We start from the raw sequence: 15,645 nt of genomic DNA, 5'->3' as shown, positions 1-15,645 counted from the left end.
AAGAGATAAGAACGGCGAGCATCCAACGTGTCGATTCAAACCCCTGCCACGGCCCCCCTCGCTGGCAACGTGCCGGCCACCGAAGACCTTGGGCCGCTGGCCTGGGTTCTGGGAGAAATCCAGAAATCCCTCGACAGCGTTGCCAAGTCGCTGCGTCGCTTTGTGCGCGACGTGGGCAATACCTCGGAGCTCGAGAGCGGCCCGCTGCAAATGGCTCGCCAGCAACTGCACCAGTCCGTCGGTGCCTTGCAGATGGTGGGCAACACCGCTCCGGCGCTGGTGCTCGGCTCCATCGAATTCGCGGTCCAGGGCTTCATTGCCGAACCGCAGCGCTGCACCGAGAGCGCGGTCGTGAAGATCGAACGCGCCGGCTTTGCCGTCGTCGATTTCCTCAACGCGCTGCTGGCCGGCAAGCCCGTGTCGTCGGTGGCGCTGTTTCCGCAGTACCGCGATGTGCTCGAACTGGTCGGCAACGAGCGCGTTCACCCGGCGGACCTGTGGAGCATTGCCTGGCGCTGGGTCGAAGTCCGTCCCGCGCTCACCCAGGCCGCATTGGCCTATGACCCGGCGGTGCGTTCGCGGCTCGACCGCGAAGTGCTGCAGTTGGTCAAGACCGGCGACGCGCAGGCCGCTCGCCGGCTGCACGCCCTTTGCCTGGGGCTCGGACGCGGCGCGCTGCTGCCCCGCGTCGCGAGCTTCTGGACCCTGGCCGCGGGCTTCTTCGAGGCCCTGGCGCTCGAGCTGATTCCCGCCGATTCGTACGTCAAGCGCGCCGCCTCGCGCGTGCTGCTGCAATACGCCACGCTGGCACGCGGCGACAGCACCGTGTCCGACCGGCTCGGCCAGGACCTGCTGTTCTTCTGCGCGCAGGCCGTGCCTACCGGCTGCGACGACGCCGCCACGCTGCGCACCGTGCGCAGCGCCTGGGGCGTTGCGAGCGAGCCGTACATCAACTACAGCGTCGAGCAGTTCGGCCGCTTCGATCCGCTGGTGCTCACGCAAGCCCGCAAGCGCATCGAAACCGCCAAGGAAATGTGGTCGGCGCTTTCGGGCGGCGACATCACCCGCACGCGCCAGGTGGCCGACACCTTTGCGCAGCTGGGCGAATCGCTGCAGAAGCTGCATCCGCCGAGCCTGCCGATGGTGCAAGCGCTGACGCACGCGGTCGAAGCCTCCGTGCGCACCGGACAGGCGCCCGACACCGAACTCGCGATGGAAGTCGCCACCTCGGTGCTCTACCTGGAAGCCGCGCTCGAAGACCTGGACCCCAGCGATCCGCAGCTCACCTCCCGTACCCTGCAGCTGGCCGGCCGCATCGAGCGCGTGCGCGCGGGCGGCCATTCGGAGCCTCTCGAGCCCTGGATGGAAGACCTGTATCGCCGCGTGAGCGATCGCCAGACCATGGGCACCGTGGTCGACGAGCTGCGCAGCCACCTGAGCGAACTTGAAAAGTCGCTCGACCAGTACTTCCGCCGCCCGACCGAAAAGGCGCTGCTGCGCACCGTGCCGAGCCAGCTGCTGCAAATGCGCGGCGTGTTCTCGGTGCTGGGCCTCGAGCAGGCCGCGCACACCGTGCAGCGCATGCGCGACGACGTCGAGCAGATGCTCGTGGGCAACGCATCGCCCGTCGAGGAAATGCACAGCTTCGATGCGCTGGGCAACAACCTGGGCGCGCTCGGCTTCCTGATCGACATGCTGGGCTACCAGCCGGCGCTGGCCAAGCGCCTGTTCGTGTTCGACGCCGAAGCCGGCGAGCTCAAGCCGCTGATGGGCCGCCAGGCCGCGGACAGCGATGCCGCCGATGCCGCGGTGGCGGACGACAAGCCTGCCGGCGCTGAAGCCGTGCTCAGCATCGAGGAGGTCGATGCACAGATCGCCTCGAAGCTGGCCGCGCTGGCCACGCCCAACCGCAAGGCGAAGGTGTCGCCCATCGAGGAATTCAGCCGCAAGGCCGACAGCTGGACGAACAAGATCACCGGTCCCGCGGCGCTGCCCGACACCGAGGTGACCGAGCTCGAAGAAGACGACCTGCAGAACATCTTCCTCGACGAGGCCCGCGAAGTGGTGCAGAACGGCCTGGCCGCCATCGACGAGCTTGGCGGCCACCCCGACGACACCGAAGAACTCACCATCCTGCGCCGTGCGTTCCACACGCTCAAGGGCAGCTCGCGCATGGTCGGTCTCACCGACTTCGGCGACGCCGCCTGGTCCTTCGAGCAGGTGCTCAACACCTGGCTGGCCGACCAGCGCGACGCTACGCCCGAGCTGCTTTCCGCCACGCGCAATGCGCTCGGCGAATTCAGCGAATGGGTCGAAGCCATTGCGTCGGGCGCCCAGCACAGCTGGCAGTCGTCGCATTTCAGCCGCGTGGCCAACGCGTTGCTGGCCGGCGAACCCGTGCCGACCGCGCCGCCACGCATCGATGCGGACGCCCTTGCGGTGGCCGCGCGCCATATTGCCGCGGAGCCGCCCGTGGCCGCTCCCCTGCCGATGCCGGAACTGCCGGAGTTGCCCGAGCTTTCGGAACTGCGCGGCTTGCCAGATCTGGCGCTGTCACCCGTCGCATCGCCAGCCGCCGCGCCCGCCCCGGACTTCGAATTGCCGCCGCAGGTGCTGGAGCAATCCGCGAAGCACGAAACCGACGACGATTTCGCTTCGACCGACTTCCTCGACTTCGAAACCAAGCCGAGCCCGGAAGAGTCCTTCGAAGTGCTGACCGGCAGCGGAGATTTCGATTTCCTGGCGCCCGAAAAGGCAGAGCCCGCACCGTCCGCCGCTCAATTTGCCGCCGAACCCGCCGAAGAACCCGCGCCGGTCGCCACGCCTGAGCTGCTGCAAACGCCCGTGGCACTGCCCGACCTGGACTGGGCACCCGAGCCCTTGCAGGCCAAGGAGAGCGAGCCTGCGGCCGAGCCGGTGGAAGATGAGCCCGCGGTTACCGAACCGGCGTTCCTGCTGGCGCCGGAAGAACCCGTTGCAGCCGTGGACGAAACGCCTGCGGCAGCGCCTGGGCCGGTCGAGCCGCCGGTGGCGGTTGCGGACACGGTTACAGCTGCCGAAGAAGCGCATCAATCCGAACCCGGACCCGAGCCTGACGCCCAGGTGCAGGAACCCGCCGAAGCCGCTGCGTCCTCCGGCGCCGACGACCAGGTCAAGGTCATCGGACCGCTGCGCATCGGCATTGCGCTCTACAACGTCTACCTCAACGAAGCTGACGAATGGTCCAGGCAACTGGCCACCGAAGTTGGCGAGTGGGCGCTCGAATCGCACGAACGCTTGTCCGATTCGACCGTCGCGCTGGCGCATTCGCTGGCCGGCAGTTCGGCAACGGTCGGTTTCCACAGCCTGTCGGGCATGGCCCGCCTGCTCGAAGCCGCGCTGCAGCATCTGCAAATGCAGGGCAGCGGTACGCGCGAGCAGGGCGTGGTACTGGTTGCCGCGGCCGACGAGCTGCGCCGGCTGCTGCACCAGTTTGCCGTGGGCTTCCTGCGCGAGCCCTCCGAAGGAACGCTGCAGGCGCTGCGCGACATTGCCGCCGCACCGATGCCGGCCGAGGCTGCCGCCCGTGCCGACGTGCGGCCGCTGCAGCACATGGTGGCCACCGACAGCGTTGCCGACGTGGCGCTGGATGACTCCGAAGACGCGATCGACGTGGCCGATGCGGTCGACATCGACCTGTTCCCGATCTTCGAGGAAGAAGCCGCGGAACTGCTGCCGCAGCTCGGCCAGGCGCTGCGCCAGTGGGCGCACCACCCTGACGACAACGCGCCCCGCGCCTCGGTGCTGCGCACGCTGCACACGCTCAAGGGCAGTGCCCGGCTGGCCGGCGCCATGCGCCTTGGCGAGCGGGCGCACCGCATGGAGTCGGAGATCGAAATCCTGGGTACCCAGGGCGGTGCCGATCGGGCCGAGATCGAAAAACTGCTCACGCGACTCGATTCGCTGCAGTCGACCTTCGACGCGTTGCGCGCGGCGGACGATGCCACCCAGGCCGAAGTGGCCCAGCTCGTGGTGGCGGCAACCGCTGCCCAGCCGGGCGTTCAGCTGGTGCAGGTTGCCGCCGAAGCCGGCGTGCCTGCCAACGACGAGATTGCCGCTGGCGGCGACCAGAACACCGATGCCGTGGAAACGGCCGCCGTGCCGTCGCTCCTGCCACGTCCGGCTCCGGCGCTGCTCGCTCCTTTGCGCACCGCGTCTACCCAGGCCGTTCGCATCCGCACCCAGCTGCTCGACCGCCTGGTGGCGCAGACCGGCGAGGTCATCATCACGCGTTCGCGCCTCGAGGCCGAACTGGGCCAGCTACGCGGTTCGCTCTCCGACCTGACGGGCAACCTGGACCGCCTGCGCCAGCAGCTGCGCGACATCGAAGTGCAGGCCGAAAGCCAGATGCAGTCCCGCCTGGCGCAAGCCAAGGATTCGCAGCAGAGCTTCGACCCGCTCGAGTTCGACCGCTTCACCCGCGTGCAGGAACTCACGCGCATGATGGCCGAGTCGGTGAACGACGTGGCCACCGTGCAGCGCACGCTGCAAAAGACGGTGCAGGCCACGGAAGACGACCTGAGCGTGCAGGCACGCCAGACGCGCGAACTGCAGCGAGGCCTGCTGCGCACGCGCATGGTGGAGTTCGAAGGCATTTCCGACCGCCTCTACCGCGTGGTGCGCCAGGCGTCGAAAGACACCGGCAAGCAGGTGCGCCTGGACATCGTCGGCGGCTCCATCGAGATGGACCGCGGCGTGCTCGACCGCATGACGCCCGCCTTCGAGCACCTGCTGCGCAATTGCGTGGCGCACGGCATCGAAGACCCGGCCGCCCGCGAAAAGGCCGGCAAGGACGCCCACGGCCTGATCGTGATCGACCTGCACCACGAAGGCAACGACGTCTCGGTGAGCTTCCGCGACGACGGCGCCGGCCTGGACCACAAGCGCATTGCCGAGCGTGCCCGCACGCTGGGCCTGCTCGAGCCGGGCCAGGAACTCTCGCCCGAAGAAGCCACCGAGCTGATCTTCAAGCCCGGCTTCTCCACGGCGGGGCAGGTGTCCGAACTGGCGGGCCGCGGCATCGGCATGGACGTGGTGCGCGCGCAGATCGCGGCGCTCGGCGGCCGTATCGAAACGCACAGCACGGCCGGACGGGGCACCACCTTCAAGCTGGTGCTGCCGCTCACCACCGCGGTGACGCACGTGGTGATGCTGCGCGCCGGCGAGGTGTCGATCGGGGTGCCGTCCAACCTGGTAGAGCTGGTGCAGCGCGTGAGCAGCACCGAGCTCGAAGCCGCCTACCTGCACAACAGCCATCCGTTCGGCAGCGAACAGGTGCCGTTCTACTGGGCCGGCGCGCTGCTGCAGGCCTCGGCGCGCAGCGAGCATCCCACCAGCAAGAACAACACCGTCGTGATCGTGCGAAGCGCGGCACAGCGCGTGGGCCTGCACGTGGACGAAGTGCTGGGCAACCAGGAAGTCGTGGTCAAGAACCTCGGGCCGCAACTCGCGCGCCTGCCGGGTCTGGCCGGCATCTCGGTGCTGGCTTCCGGCGCGGTGGCGCTGATCTACAACCCGGTGGCGCTGGCCGCGGTCCACGGCGAACAGGCGCGCATGCGTCAGGCCGCCGCGCTGGCCGTGTCCGCGCAGGCCGGATCGGCCGAAGCCGACCAAGGCGCCCCGCAGGAGCCGTTGCCGATGCTGGCTCCGCCGGTGCCGCAGGTTCCGCTGGTGCTGGTGGTCGACGACTCGATTACCGTGCGCCGCGTGACGCAGCGCCTGCTGCAGCGCGAAGGCTATCGCGTGTCGCTCGCGGCCGACGGCCTGCAGGCGCTCGAGCGGCTGCAGCAGGAGCGGCCGGCGGTGGTGCTGTCCGACATCGAGATGCCGCGCATGGACGGCTTCGACCTGGCCCGCAACATCCGCGCGGACGAGTCGATGGCCGGCCTGCCGATCATCATGATCACCTCACGCATCGCCGAGAAGCACCGCGACTACGCGCGCACGCTGGGCGTGAACCACTACCTGGGCAAGCCCTACTCGGAAGACGAGCTGCTGCGCCTGGTGCGTGCGTACACGAGCGAGCCGGCATTGGCCGCAGCGGCTTGAAGCTCTCCGGAGCTCGACCGGTAAAGGGGCCCGCCGGGCCCCTTTACTTTTGCAGCGCCTTCGCCCGCGCCGCGCCGTAGCGCTGCAGCGTTTTCTCGCGCGCCTCGGCGTGGTCCACCACCGGCCTGGGATAGGTCTCGCCGAGCTTGATGCCCGCCGCTTCCAGCTCCACAGGCGAGGCCGTCCAGGGCGAGTGGATCGCGGCATTCGACAGCCCCGCCAGTTGCGGCAGGTAGCGGCGGATGAACTTGCCCTCGGGATCGAAGCGCTCGCTCTGCGTGACGGGGTTGAAGATGCGGAAGTAGGGCTGCGCATCGCAGCCGCTGGAGCTTGCCCACTGCCAGCCGCCGTTGTTCGAAGCCAACTCGAAGTCGTTCAGGTGCAGCGCAAAGTAGCGCTCGCCGCGCCGCCAGTCCAGCCCCAGGTCCTTGCAGAGAAAGCTTGCCGTCACCATGCGCAGGCGGTTGTGCATGTAGCCGCTCTGGTTGATCTGCAGCATGGCCGCGTCCACCAGCGGGTAGCCGGTGCGGCCCTGGCACCAGGCCTCGAACAGCTGGTCGGCGTGCTTGCCGTGGTGCCACTGGATCTTGTCGTACTCGGGGCGAAAGCTCTTCGATTCGCCGCCCGAATGCACGTGCGGGAAGTGCGCCAGGATCTGGAAGTAGAACTCCCGCCAGATCAGCTCGCTGAGCCAGGTCGCCGCGCCCGTATCGCCCTGCAGCGAAAGCTGGTGCGCCACCCCCGCCACCTGCCGGATCGACACCGTGCCGAAGCGCAGGTGCACGCCCAGGTAGCTCGGCCCCCGCACGGCCGGAAAATTGCGCGCCGCATCGTAGCGGTCGATGCGCTGGAAAAAGTCTTCGAACAGCGCCGCCGCCCCTTGGGTGCCCGTGGGAATCTCGAGCTCGGAAAGGTTGGTTTGCTGAAAGCCGATTTCCTCGAGCGAGGGCACCGGCGCGCGCCAGGCCTCGGGCGGGGCGGCCAGCGCGTCGGCATAGGCCCGAACCGGGTACGACTTGAGAAAGAACGAGTCCACCTTGGCCAGCCAGGCCCGCTTGTAGGGCGTGAACACCGTGTAGGGCTGGCCGGTCTTGGTCATCACCTCGTCGCGGTCGAAAACGGTCGAATCCTTGTAGGTGTGAAAAGCCACGCCCGCATTGGCCAGCGCGCCGAGCACCTGGGCATCCCGCGCGAGCGCGTCGGGCTCGTCGTCGCGGTTGGCGAACACAGCCTGCACGTCCAGTGCGTGCGCCAGCGCCGGAATTTCGTCGACCGCGGCGGCGTGGCGCACGATCAGCCCGCCACTCAGGTCCTGCAGCTCGGCATCGAGCTCCACGAGCGACTCGCGGATGAATTCCACCCGGCGGTCGGCGCGGGGCAGGGGGTCCAGAATGGCCCGGTCGAACACGAAAACGCACACCACCTGGCGGCAAGCCCGCAGGGCGTGGTAGAGCGCCGCGTTGTCGTCGACGCGCAGGTCGCGGCGAAACCACATGAGCCCTTTGGGATAGGTCTTGTCGACGGCCAGTAAAATCGGCGGCATATGGCTTCCGATTCTGCCCCGATGAACCTCACGCATCACTTTCTGATCGCGATGCCGGGGATGGAAGATAAAACTTTCAACCGCAGCGTCGTCTACCTCTGCGAGCACAGCGAACGCGGTGCGCTAGGGCTTGTGATCAACAAGCCCAGCGACATCAACCTCAAGGTGCTGTTCGAGAAGATCGAGCTCCACCTGGCGCGCCCCGAACTCGGCGACGCCCCGGTTTTCCAGGGTGGCCCGGTGCAAACCGAGCGAGGCTTCGTGCTGCACGAGCCGGTGTTCTCCCATGCCGAAAAGCCCGAGGAGTCGGTCTACGCCTCGACCATGACCATTCCCGGCGGCCTTGAAATGACCACCTCCAAGGACGTGCTGGAGGCCCTGGCCACCGGCGCCGGGCCGCGCAAGGTGCTGGTTTCGCTCGGCTACTCGGCCTGGGGCGAGGGCCAGCTCGAATCGGAACTGGCTGAAAACAGCTGGCTCACCGTGAGCGCCGATCCGGCCGTGATCTTCGACACGCCCATCGAGCAGCGCTACGACAAGGCGCTGATGCTGCTGGGCCTGGAGGCCTGGAAACTGTCGCCGGAAGCGGGACACGCGTGATGGCCGCTGCCATGCCAGACGCTCCCGTTCCCTCCGCTTCTCCTGTTTCCGTTGCCGTTCCCCCCCATTTCCAGAGCTTCCTGGCCTTCGACTTCGGCCTGAAGCGAACCGGCGTCGCAAGCGGCAACCGCCTGCTGGGCGCCGCCACCCCGCAGGCCACCATCAAGGCCGAGGGCGATGCGCGCTTTGCGCAGGTCGAGGCGCGCATCAAGGAATGGCAGCCCGACGCGCTGGTGGTCGGTGTGCCGTATCACCCCGACGGCGCCCCCCACGAGAACACCCGCCGCGCGCAGAAGTTTGCGCGCCAGCTGCGCGGCCGTTTCAACCTCCAGGTGTTCGAGGTCGACGAGCGATACAGCACCACAGAGGCGCTGGCTTCCGGCGCGCGCGATGCCGATGCTGCATCGGCCTGCATCATCCTGGAACAATTTTTGAGGAGTCTCCAACAATGAAGCTCTCCCCCAGGCTTCGCGCACTTCGTGTCGCTTCTCCCTCCCCCTCACCGGGGGCAACACCGGTGGCCCGGCAAAGCCGGTTCCACGGTGTTCCCCGCATTTGCCTTTCCCCTTGCCTTGTCCTGGAGCCATCATCGTGAGCCCTGTCGTTCCTGACGCCGAATTGCTATATCTGGATCTGCTGGCCGGCGTGAAAACGCTGATGCGCACAGAAACGAAACTGGTGGGCATTACCTCCGGCGGCGCCTGGCTGGTCGAGCGGCTGCAAAAAGACCTGGGCCTTGCCGGTGCGCCCGGCGTCATTTCGTCAGCCATGCACCGCGACGACTTCGCGCGCCGCGGCCTTTCGGCCAGCGCGCAGACCGCGCTTCCCTTCGACGTGAACGGCGCCGACGTGCTGCTGCTGGACGACGTGCTCTACACCGGCCGCACGATTCGCGCGGTGCTCAACGAGCTGTTCGACTTCGGCCGCCCGGCCTGCGTGCGGCTTGCGGTGCTGGTTGATCGCGGTGGACGCGAGCTGCCGGTGGCGGCCGATTTTGCCGCCGCGAAACTCACGCTGCCCGATACGCAGCTGCTCGCATTGGCCCGCGCAGACGACGGGGCGTTCAGCCTCAAGGTGGAGGAGAACCGCTGATGCTCTACAAGCGAAATCCGCAACTCAACAAGAACGGCGAACTGATTCACCTGCTGTCGATCGAGGGCCTGCCCAAAGACATCGTCACGCACATCCTGGACACCGCTGCCAACTTCACGAGCGTGAGCGACCGCGAGGTGAAGAAGGTGCCGCTCCTGCGCGGCAAGAGCGTGTTCAACCTGTTCTTCGAGAACTCGACGCGCACCCGCACCACCTTCGAGATCGCGGCCAAGCGCCTGTCGGCCGACGTCATCAACCTCGACATCGCGCGCTCCTCGGCCACCAAGGGCGAGTCGCTGCTCGACACCATTGCCAACCTGAGCGCAATGGCCGCGGACCTGTTCGTGGTGCGCCACAGCGAGTCGGGCGCGCCGTACCTCATTGCGCAGCACGTGGCACCGCATGTGCACGTGGTCAACGCCGGCGACGGGCGCCACGCGCACCCCACGCAGGGGCTGCTCGACATGTACACGATCCGCCATTACAAGAAGGACTTTGCGAACCTCACGGTCGCCATCGTCGGCGACGTGCTGCATTCGCGCGTGGCGCGCTCCGACATCCATGCGCTGACCACGCTGGGCTGCGCCGAAGTGCGCGTGGTTGGCCCCAAGACGCTCGTGCCGGGCGACATGGCGGGCATGGGCGTGCGCGTGTGCCACACGCTCGAAGAGGGCATCAAGGACTGCGACGTCATCATCATGCTGCGCCTGCAGAACGAACGCATGAGCGGCGCGCTGCTGCCCTCATCGCAGGAGTTCTTCAAGACCTACGGCCTCACGCCCGAGAAGCTGCAGCTGGCCAAGCCGGACGCCATCGTGATGCACCCGGGCCCCATCAACCGCGGCGTGGAAATCGATTCGGCCGTGGTCGACGGCAGACAGAGTGTGATCCTCCCGCAAGTCACCTTCGGCATTGCGGTCCGCATGGCCGTGATGAGCATCGTGGCAGGGAACGAAGCATGAACACTCTCATCACCAACGGCCGCGTGGTCGATCCCGCATCGGGCACCGACAAGAAAGCCGACATCGCCATTGCCGACGGCAAGATCGCCAGCATCGGCAGCGTGCCGGCCAGCTTCAAGGCCGAACGCACCATCGATGCCGCGGGCTGCGTCGTCGCGCCCGGCCTCGTCGACCTGGCCGCGCGCCTGCGCGAGCCCGGCTACGAGCACGAGGGCATGCTCGAAAGCGAAATGGCCGCCGCCATTGCGGGCGGCGTCACCAGCCTCGTGTGCCCGCCTGACACCGATCCGGTGCTCGACGAACCCGGCCTGGTCGAAATGCTCAAGTTCCGCGCCGAGAAGCTGCAGGGCGCGCGCCTGTTTCCGCTGGGTGCGCTCACGCGCAGCCTGGCCGGCGGCGTGCTCACCGAGATGGCCGAGCTCACCGAGGCCGGCTGCATCGGCTTCAGCCAGGCCGACGTGCCCCTTGCGGACACGCAGGTGCTGCAGCGTGCGCTGCTCTATGCAAGCACCTTCGGCTACACCGTGTGGCTGCGGCCGCAGGACCGCGACCTGGGCAAGGGCGTGGCGGCCAGCGGCCCGCTCGCCACGCGGCTCGGTCTTTCCGGGGTGCCGGTGTCGGCCGAGACCATTTCCATCTTCACCATCATCGAGCTCATGAAGAGCACGGGCGCGCGCGTGCACCTGTGCCGCATCTCCAGCGCCCGCGGCGCGGCGCTGGTGCGCGAAGCCAAGGCGCAAGGCCTGCCGCTCACCTGCGACGTGAGCATCAATTCGCTGCACCTGGCCGACACCGACATCGGCTTCTTCGACAGCCGCGCGCGCCTGAACCCGCCGCTGCGCCAGCAGGGCGACCGCGATGCGCTCTCGGCCGCGCTGGCCGACGGCACCATCGACGCGCTGGTGTCCGACCACACGCCGGTCGAGGCCGACGCCAAGACGCTGCCTTTTGCCGAAGCCGAACCGGGCGCAACCGGGCTCGAGCTGCTGCTGCCGCTGGCGCTTCAATGGGGCGAGCGCAGCGGGGCCGGCATTGCGCGCGCGCTGGAGGTGGTTACCTCCGCGCCCGCGCGGCTGCTGGCCGCCGCCGATGCGGGCACCGGCATCGGCCGCCTGGCCGAGGGCGGCGTGGCCGACCTGTGCGTGTTCGATCCGGCCCTCGAATGGCAGGTGCAGCCCGATGCGCTCAAGAGCCAGGGCAAGCACACGCCTTTCGCGGGCTACCCGCTGCAGGGGCGTGCCCGCCACACGCTGGTTGCGGGCCGCGTGGTCCACGGCTGAAGAGAAGAAGAGGGCGCACGTCTCGATGGTTCATTCGCTGAAGGCCTGCTGGCGCCTGCTGCATGCGGTTGGGCACGCGCTGGGCGGCTGGTGGACGATCCGCTTCACCTTTCCGCGGCTGTCGCAGGAGGAGCGCAACCTGCGGGTGCAGCAGTGGTCGCGGCGCCTGCTCGAGATCATGGGCGTCATGCTCAAGGTGCAGGGCACGCCGCCCGCCAAGGGGCCGGTGCTGCTCATCTGCAACCATCTGTCCTGGCTCGACATCACCGCCATTCATGCCGCCTGCCATGTGCGCTTTGTCTCCAAGGCGGGCGTAAAGCACTGGCCGCTGATCGGCACACTGTCCACGGGCGCCGGTTCGCTCTACATCGAGCGTGAACGGCGGCGCGATGCGTTGCGGGTGGTGCACCACATGACCGAGGCCCTGCAGGGCGGCGACCGCATCGGCGTGTTCCCCGAAGGCACCACCAGCGACGGCAGGGGGCTGCTGCCCTTTCACGCCAACCTGCTGCAGGCCGCCATCTCGTCGGGCGCGCCGGTGCTGCCCGCCGCGCTGCGCTTTGCCGATGCGGCCACCGGCGAAACCAGCCAGGCGCCGCGCTACATCGACGACGACAACCTGCTGACCTCGCTCTGGAACACGCTGCGCGCACCGCCCCTCCTGGCCATCGTGCGCTTCGGCGAGCCGCAGTCCTCGCTGGGCCGCGAGCGCCGCGCCTGGGCGCAGTCGCTGCATGAAGACGTGCAGCAATTGCGCCGCGAAACATACTGAATGAAACACGGCTCCTAAAAAAAGCGCTCCCGAAGGAGCGCTTAACGACGCACGAATGCGCCGTGAGGAGGAACCGCAATGTGAAGCCGCACAAGGGCGGGTGGCGGGTGCCCTTGCGAGCTTGATTGCAGGTTGAACGCTGCTGCGGCGGCGGCTTGCGGGAGAAGTCAGTTCATGCGCGTGGGCAAGTGCCTACACACGTAGGCCGGGCGTCCACGGTCCCGGCGCACGGCCGCGCCGGCGGTCAGCCGGCCGATTCCTGGCCTTTGCCCTTGCTGCGCTCGCTCTGCTCCACACAGTGACTGCCAAGAAACATGCGTGTGCACGCGTTTCAGGGAAGTGACTCCGGCCGTCCGAAGCCTCGTCAGGCCAATGGCAGTAGCATGCGCAACTTCAAGCCGGTGGATCGCCCGCCGGTGCTGCTCACCACCAGCGCAATGAACTCCCTTTCGGAATCGAATGCCGTGAACAAGAAAATGCATGAGCGAAGCACGCAGAGGCGCCCGAGACCGCCTGTGCGCATCACCGTCCAGGACGCAATGATGAAGCGCGACAGCGATGTCGATACAGCGACATCAGCGCTGAGAGCAGCCGCCGACGAGGTGACCGCCTGCGTCGCCGAACTGATGCACCTCGTTGCTCCGAAAGGAGCCTCGGCGCCTGTGGACTGGCGCGCCGCCGCCGCCGATCGCATCGACGCCTGCAAGCAATTCGGCCTCGTCGGCGAAATTCACGATGTCACCTTTCAGCTGCGGGCGCTGCAACGGGCCACTGAGCTGGTCATGCGGCGTGCGCGCCGCCGCGCCGCAGAAGAGAGTGCCCGGCGCGAAGGCTCCGGCAGCTGAGAAAACACAGCAACACTACTGCCCGCGTGGCTGTAGTGGCGTGCCGGCGCAGTGCGCCCATAATGCGCCTCCTGCGACCACGCCAGAGGCCGCTGAAACCTGAAGCTGCGCTCCGATCACTGCGAGCCAGCCACATTCTTTTTCTGGCCTCACGGGATGACATCATGAGCGTATTGCAGATGTTTCTACCGGTGTCGGAACCAGCGCGCAGCGAGGCGCTGGAGCAGTTGAGAAGAACCCACCACCTGCCGCGCCACCTCGTACGAGGCATTAGGCGCAGGACGCAAGGCGAGCCCGGACCGGTCTCGTTCGTCGGCCCGGTGCAGAGCCAGCAACAGGCATCGTCGCCGGCCTTGCGGACGTCGGCTGCGCCGGAATAGGCGCTCGGCATCTCGAAGGCAAGTAGCGCCCCAAGCTGACGGGAGAACTGTCAGGACTCTTGTCCTTTGCTGCGAGATCGCACCGCTTCCTTCGCAAGGTCGATGAACGCGCGCGTCTTTGCGGGAGGAGCGATGTTGCCCGGATAGGCCGCGTACAGAAACATGCGACCCGATGCCCAGCCAGGAAAAAGTCGAACAAGGCGCCCGGCTTCCACCTCGGCGCGGACGTTTGCCGTACTGGGAAAAAAAGAAATGCCCGCGCCCTGGCGCACCAGTTGCAGCACGGCGTCCGTGCTCGCCGCAGAGATTGATCCGCGCAGCTTCACACGCACCTTTCGTCCGCCGCGCTCAAGGTCGATCGACCACGGAGCCGGCAGCAGCGACAGCGCAATCCACTCGTGCCCCGCGAGATCCGCAGGTTTGCGCGGCGTGCCATGGCGGGCGAGATAGCTGGGCGCCGCGACAGTCCAAAGCCCGAGTTCCTCGAGCACCACCGCGCGAAGACCGGAATCGGCCATTGGCCCGACGCGGATCGTGAGGTCGAAGTGCTCGGCAATCACATCGAGCTTGCGGTCCGTGGGCACATAGTCCACGCGCATTGCCGGATAGCGTTCGCTATACGCCGCGATCCAGCTCGCGACCATGCCGGTGGATGCTTGCGGGCTGGTGAGCCTCAACGTACCCGAAGGTTGGGCGTGCCCGGTGCGTGCCCGCTCCATTGCGGCCTCTGCGCCGGCCAGCAGCTCACGGCAATCAGCGAGAAACGAAGCCCCTGCTTCGGTGATGGCGAGCTTGCGCGTGGATCGCTGCAACAGCTGCGTGCCCAACTCCCGCTCGAGCAACGCCACCGCCTGGCTCACCGCGGACTTGGTCGTGTTCAGGCGGCCTGCGGCGGCGGTGAAGGTGCCGGCCTCGGCGACCGCGACGAAGGCCGCCAGGCGGCCGAAGGAGATGGCGGGAGCCTTCATGCGATTGTTCTCCACAGCTGGACAATGAATTCTCTCGCAGGCGCTTTCTGGAAACAACCGCAACGCGCACCATGGCACCCATCGCAACCTCACCCATGAAGGGAACCGCCATGTATGTACTTCTCGGCTCCAACGGCAACATCACCTCCAAAGCCGCGGCACTGCTGCTCGCACAAGGCACGGCCGTACGCGTCGTCGGCCGCAATGCGGGATCGCTCGCTTCCCTGAAGGCTGCGGGCGCGGACATTGCGGCCGGCGACATCGGCGATGCGGGCTTCCTGGCCCGCGCATTCGCCGGCGCCACGGCCGTGTACACGATGATCCCTACCGACTACGCAGCGGGCGATTTGCTTGCCGAGCAAGATCGACTGGGCGATGCCATCACGCGCGCAATCGCCGCGGCCGAGGTGAAACGCGTCGTGAATCTCAGCAGCGTCGGCGCGCATGTGAGCTCGGGAACCGGACCGATCGCGGGCCTGCATCGGCAGGAGCAGCGCCTCAACCAACTCGCTGGCGTGAATGTTCTGCACGTGCGGCCCGGCTACTTCTTCGAGAACCACTTGGCCGCGATAGAGATGATCCGCAGCATCGGCGCGTATGCGGACATGACCGCGCCCGATTCACCGCTGCCGATGGTGGCAACAGCCGACATCGCGCAAGTCATCGCGCGCGAGTTGCGCACGCCTTCGGGCAAGGGCAAGCGTGTTCTCCATTTGCGCGCGCCAAGCCTCTACACGATGAAGGAAGCGACGGCGCTGCTCGGCAAGGCCATCGGCAGGCCGGACCTCGCGTATGTTCAATCCGATCCGGAGCAAGCCAAGGCGGCGCTGATGCAACAGGGCTTCTCGGCGAGCGCCGCCGCGCAGCTGGAGGAAATGAGCGCGGCCTTCTCTTTGGGGCGCTTGGACGGCGAGTACGACAAGGGCCCTACCGAGATCACCCCGACGACGCTCGCGGATTTCGCGGCGGGGGTTTTCAGGCCGGCGTTCGAGGCGACCTGAACTTCGCGGTGCGGTGGTGCCTTCGACAGGAATCGAACCTGTATCTGAGTCTTAGGAGGACCCCGTTCTATCCATTGAACTACGAAGACGCGGTGGACGGCCCGAACTTTACCAG

At 67.4% G+C, this 15,645-nt stretch carries 11 protein-coding genes and 1 tRNA gene; 9 read left to right on the top strand and 3 right to left on the bottom strand.

Annotation, left to right across the window (positions count from 1 at the left end):
• Positions 1 to 27 precede the first annotated feature (27 nt).
• Positions 28 to 6,087: an Hpt domain-containing protein gene (locus tag EJI00_RS20780; protein ID WP_126749380.1), complete on the top strand. Its 6,060-nt coding sequence runs from the start codon at positions 28 to 30 to the stop codon at positions 6,085 to 6,087.
• Positions 6,088 to 6,130: 43 nt separating this feature from the next.
• On the opposite strand, the gene EJI00_RS20775 is transcribed toward EJI00_RS20780, so the two are convergent.
• The gene (locus EJI00_RS20775; RefSeq protein WP_126749379.1) at positions 6,131 to 7,630 is read right to left on the bottom strand and encodes a cryptochrome/photolyase family protein; all 1,500 of its coding nucleotides are present in this window, start codon (positions 7,628 to 7,630) and stop codon (positions 6,131 to 6,133) included.
• Between EJI00_RS20775 and EJI00_RS20770 the strand changes: the two genes are divergently transcribed.
• The 7 genes from EJI00_RS20770 (at position 7,631) to EJI00_RS20740 (ending at position 13,181) form a co-directional block, all read left to right on the top strand.
• Positions 7,631 to 8,230, top strand: a complete 600-nt coding sequence (locus tag EJI00_RS20770) for a YqgE/AlgH family protein (RefSeq protein WP_126749378.1) — start codon at positions 7,631 to 7,633, stop codon at positions 8,228 to 8,230.
• The gene (gene ruvX, locus EJI00_RS20765) at positions 8,230 to 8,682 is read left to right on the top strand and encodes a Holliday junction resolvase RuvX (RefSeq protein WP_126749377.1); all 453 of its coding nucleotides are present in this window, start codon (positions 8,230 to 8,232) and stop codon (positions 8,680 to 8,682) included. The genes EJI00_RS20770 and ruvX overlap by 1 nt, the downstream gene beginning before the upstream one ends.
• A gap of 139 nt (positions 8,683 to 8,821) precedes the next feature.
• A complete protein-coding gene (gene pyrR / locus EJI00_RS20760) occupies positions 8,822 to 9,322 on the top strand; it encodes a bifunctional pyr operon transcriptional regulator/uracil phosphoribosyltransferase PyrR (RefSeq protein WP_126749376.1) in 501 nt (166 codons plus the stop codon).
• Positions 9,322 to 10,284, top strand: a complete 963-nt coding sequence (locus tag EJI00_RS20755) for an aspartate carbamoyltransferase catalytic subunit (protein WP_126749375.1) — start codon at positions 9,322 to 9,324, stop codon at positions 10,282 to 10,284. The genes pyrR and EJI00_RS20755 overlap by 1 nt, the downstream gene beginning before the upstream one ends.
• Positions 10,281 to 11,564: a dihydroorotase gene (locus EJI00_RS20750; protein ID WP_126749374.1), complete on the top strand. Its 1,284-nt coding sequence runs from the start codon at positions 10,281 to 10,283 to the stop codon at positions 11,562 to 11,564. Before EJI00_RS20755 ends, EJI00_RS20750 begins: the two co-directional genes overlap by 4 nt.
• A gap of 25 nt (positions 11,565 to 11,589) precedes the next feature.
• Complete coding sequence (locus tag EJI00_RS20745; protein WP_126749373.1) at positions 11,590 to 12,336, top strand: lysophospholipid acyltransferase family protein; 747 nt, start codon at positions 11,590 to 11,592, stop codon at positions 12,334 to 12,336.
• Positions 12,337 to 12,719: 383 nt separating this feature from the next.
• Entirely contained in the window at positions 12,720 to 13,181 is a 462-nt protein-coding gene (locus tag EJI00_RS20740; protein ID WP_126749372.1) for a hypothetical protein, read from the top strand.
• Positions 13,182 to 13,611: 430 nt separating this feature from the next.
• On the opposite strand, the gene EJI00_RS20730 is transcribed toward EJI00_RS20740, so the two are convergent.
• Positions 13,612 to 14,529 (bottom strand): LysR family transcriptional regulator, encoded by a 918-nt coding sequence (locus EJI00_RS20730; RefSeq protein WP_221885058.1) that lies wholly within the window; start codon positions 14,527 to 14,529, stop codon positions 13,612 to 13,614.
• A 110-nt stretch (positions 14,530 to 14,639) separates the two neighbouring features.
• Between EJI00_RS20730 and EJI00_RS20725 the strand changes: the two genes are divergently transcribed.
• Positions 14,640 to 15,530: an NAD(P)H-binding protein gene (locus EJI00_RS20725; protein ID WP_185868179.1), complete on the top strand. Its 891-nt coding sequence runs from the start codon at positions 14,640 to 14,642 to the stop codon at positions 15,528 to 15,530.
• Positions 15,531 to 15,544: 14 nt separating this feature from the next.
• Here EJI00_RS20725 and EJI00_RS20715 read toward each other — a convergent pair.
• A tRNA-Arg gene (locus EJI00_RS20715) sits at positions 15,545 to 15,619 on the bottom strand.
• Between the last annotated feature and the right edge of the window lie 26 nt (positions 15,620 to 15,645).

The organism is Variovorax sp. DXTD-1, assembly GCF_003984625.1.
Classification (GTDB): Bacteria; Pseudomonadota; Gammaproteobacteria; order Burkholderiales; family Burkholderiaceae_C; genus Variovorax.
The sequence above is the reverse complement of the archived record's forward strand: the minus strand, read 5'-3'. Positions and strand labels throughout refer to the sequence as shown.

What these genes read in the sequence shown, in the direction of transcription:
- EJI00_RS20775 (WP_126749379.1), bottom strand. Translation starts at nt 7,630, where the DNA reads ATGCCGCCGATTTTACTGGCCGTCGACAAGACCTATCCCAAAGGGCTC.
- EJI00_RS20770 (WP_126749378.1), top strand. Translation starts at nt 7,631, where the DNA reads ATGGCTTCCGATTCTGCCCCGATGAACCTCACGCATCACTTTCTGATC.
- ruvX (WP_126749377.1), top strand. Translation starts at nt 8,230, where the DNA reads ATGGCCGCTGCCATGCCAGACGCTCCCGTTCCCTCCGCTTCTCCTGTT.
- EJI00_RS20755 (WP_126749375.1), top strand. Translation starts at nt 9,322, where the DNA reads ATGCTCTACAAGCGAAATCCGCAACTCAACAAGAACGGCGAACTGATT.
- EJI00_RS20750 (WP_126749374.1), top strand. Translation starts at nt 10,281, where the DNA reads ATGAACACTCTCATCACCAACGGCCGCGTGGTCGATCCCGCATCGGGC.
- EJI00_RS20745 (WP_126749373.1), top strand. Translation starts at nt 11,590, where the DNA reads ATGGTTCATTCGCTGAAGGCCTGCTGGCGCCTGCTGCATGCGGTTGGG.
- EJI00_RS20740 (WP_126749372.1), top strand. Translation starts at nt 12,720, where the DNA reads ATGCGCAACTTCAAGCCGGTGGATCGCCCGCCGGTGCTGCTCACCACC.
- EJI00_RS20730 (WP_221885058.1), bottom strand. Translation starts at nt 14,529, where the DNA reads ATGAAGGCTCCCGCCATCTCCTTCGGCCGCCTGGCGGCCTTCGTCGCG.
- EJI00_RS20725 (WP_185868179.1), top strand. Translation starts at nt 14,640, where the DNA reads ATGTATGTACTTCTCGGCTCCAACGGCAACATCACCTCCAAAGCCGCG.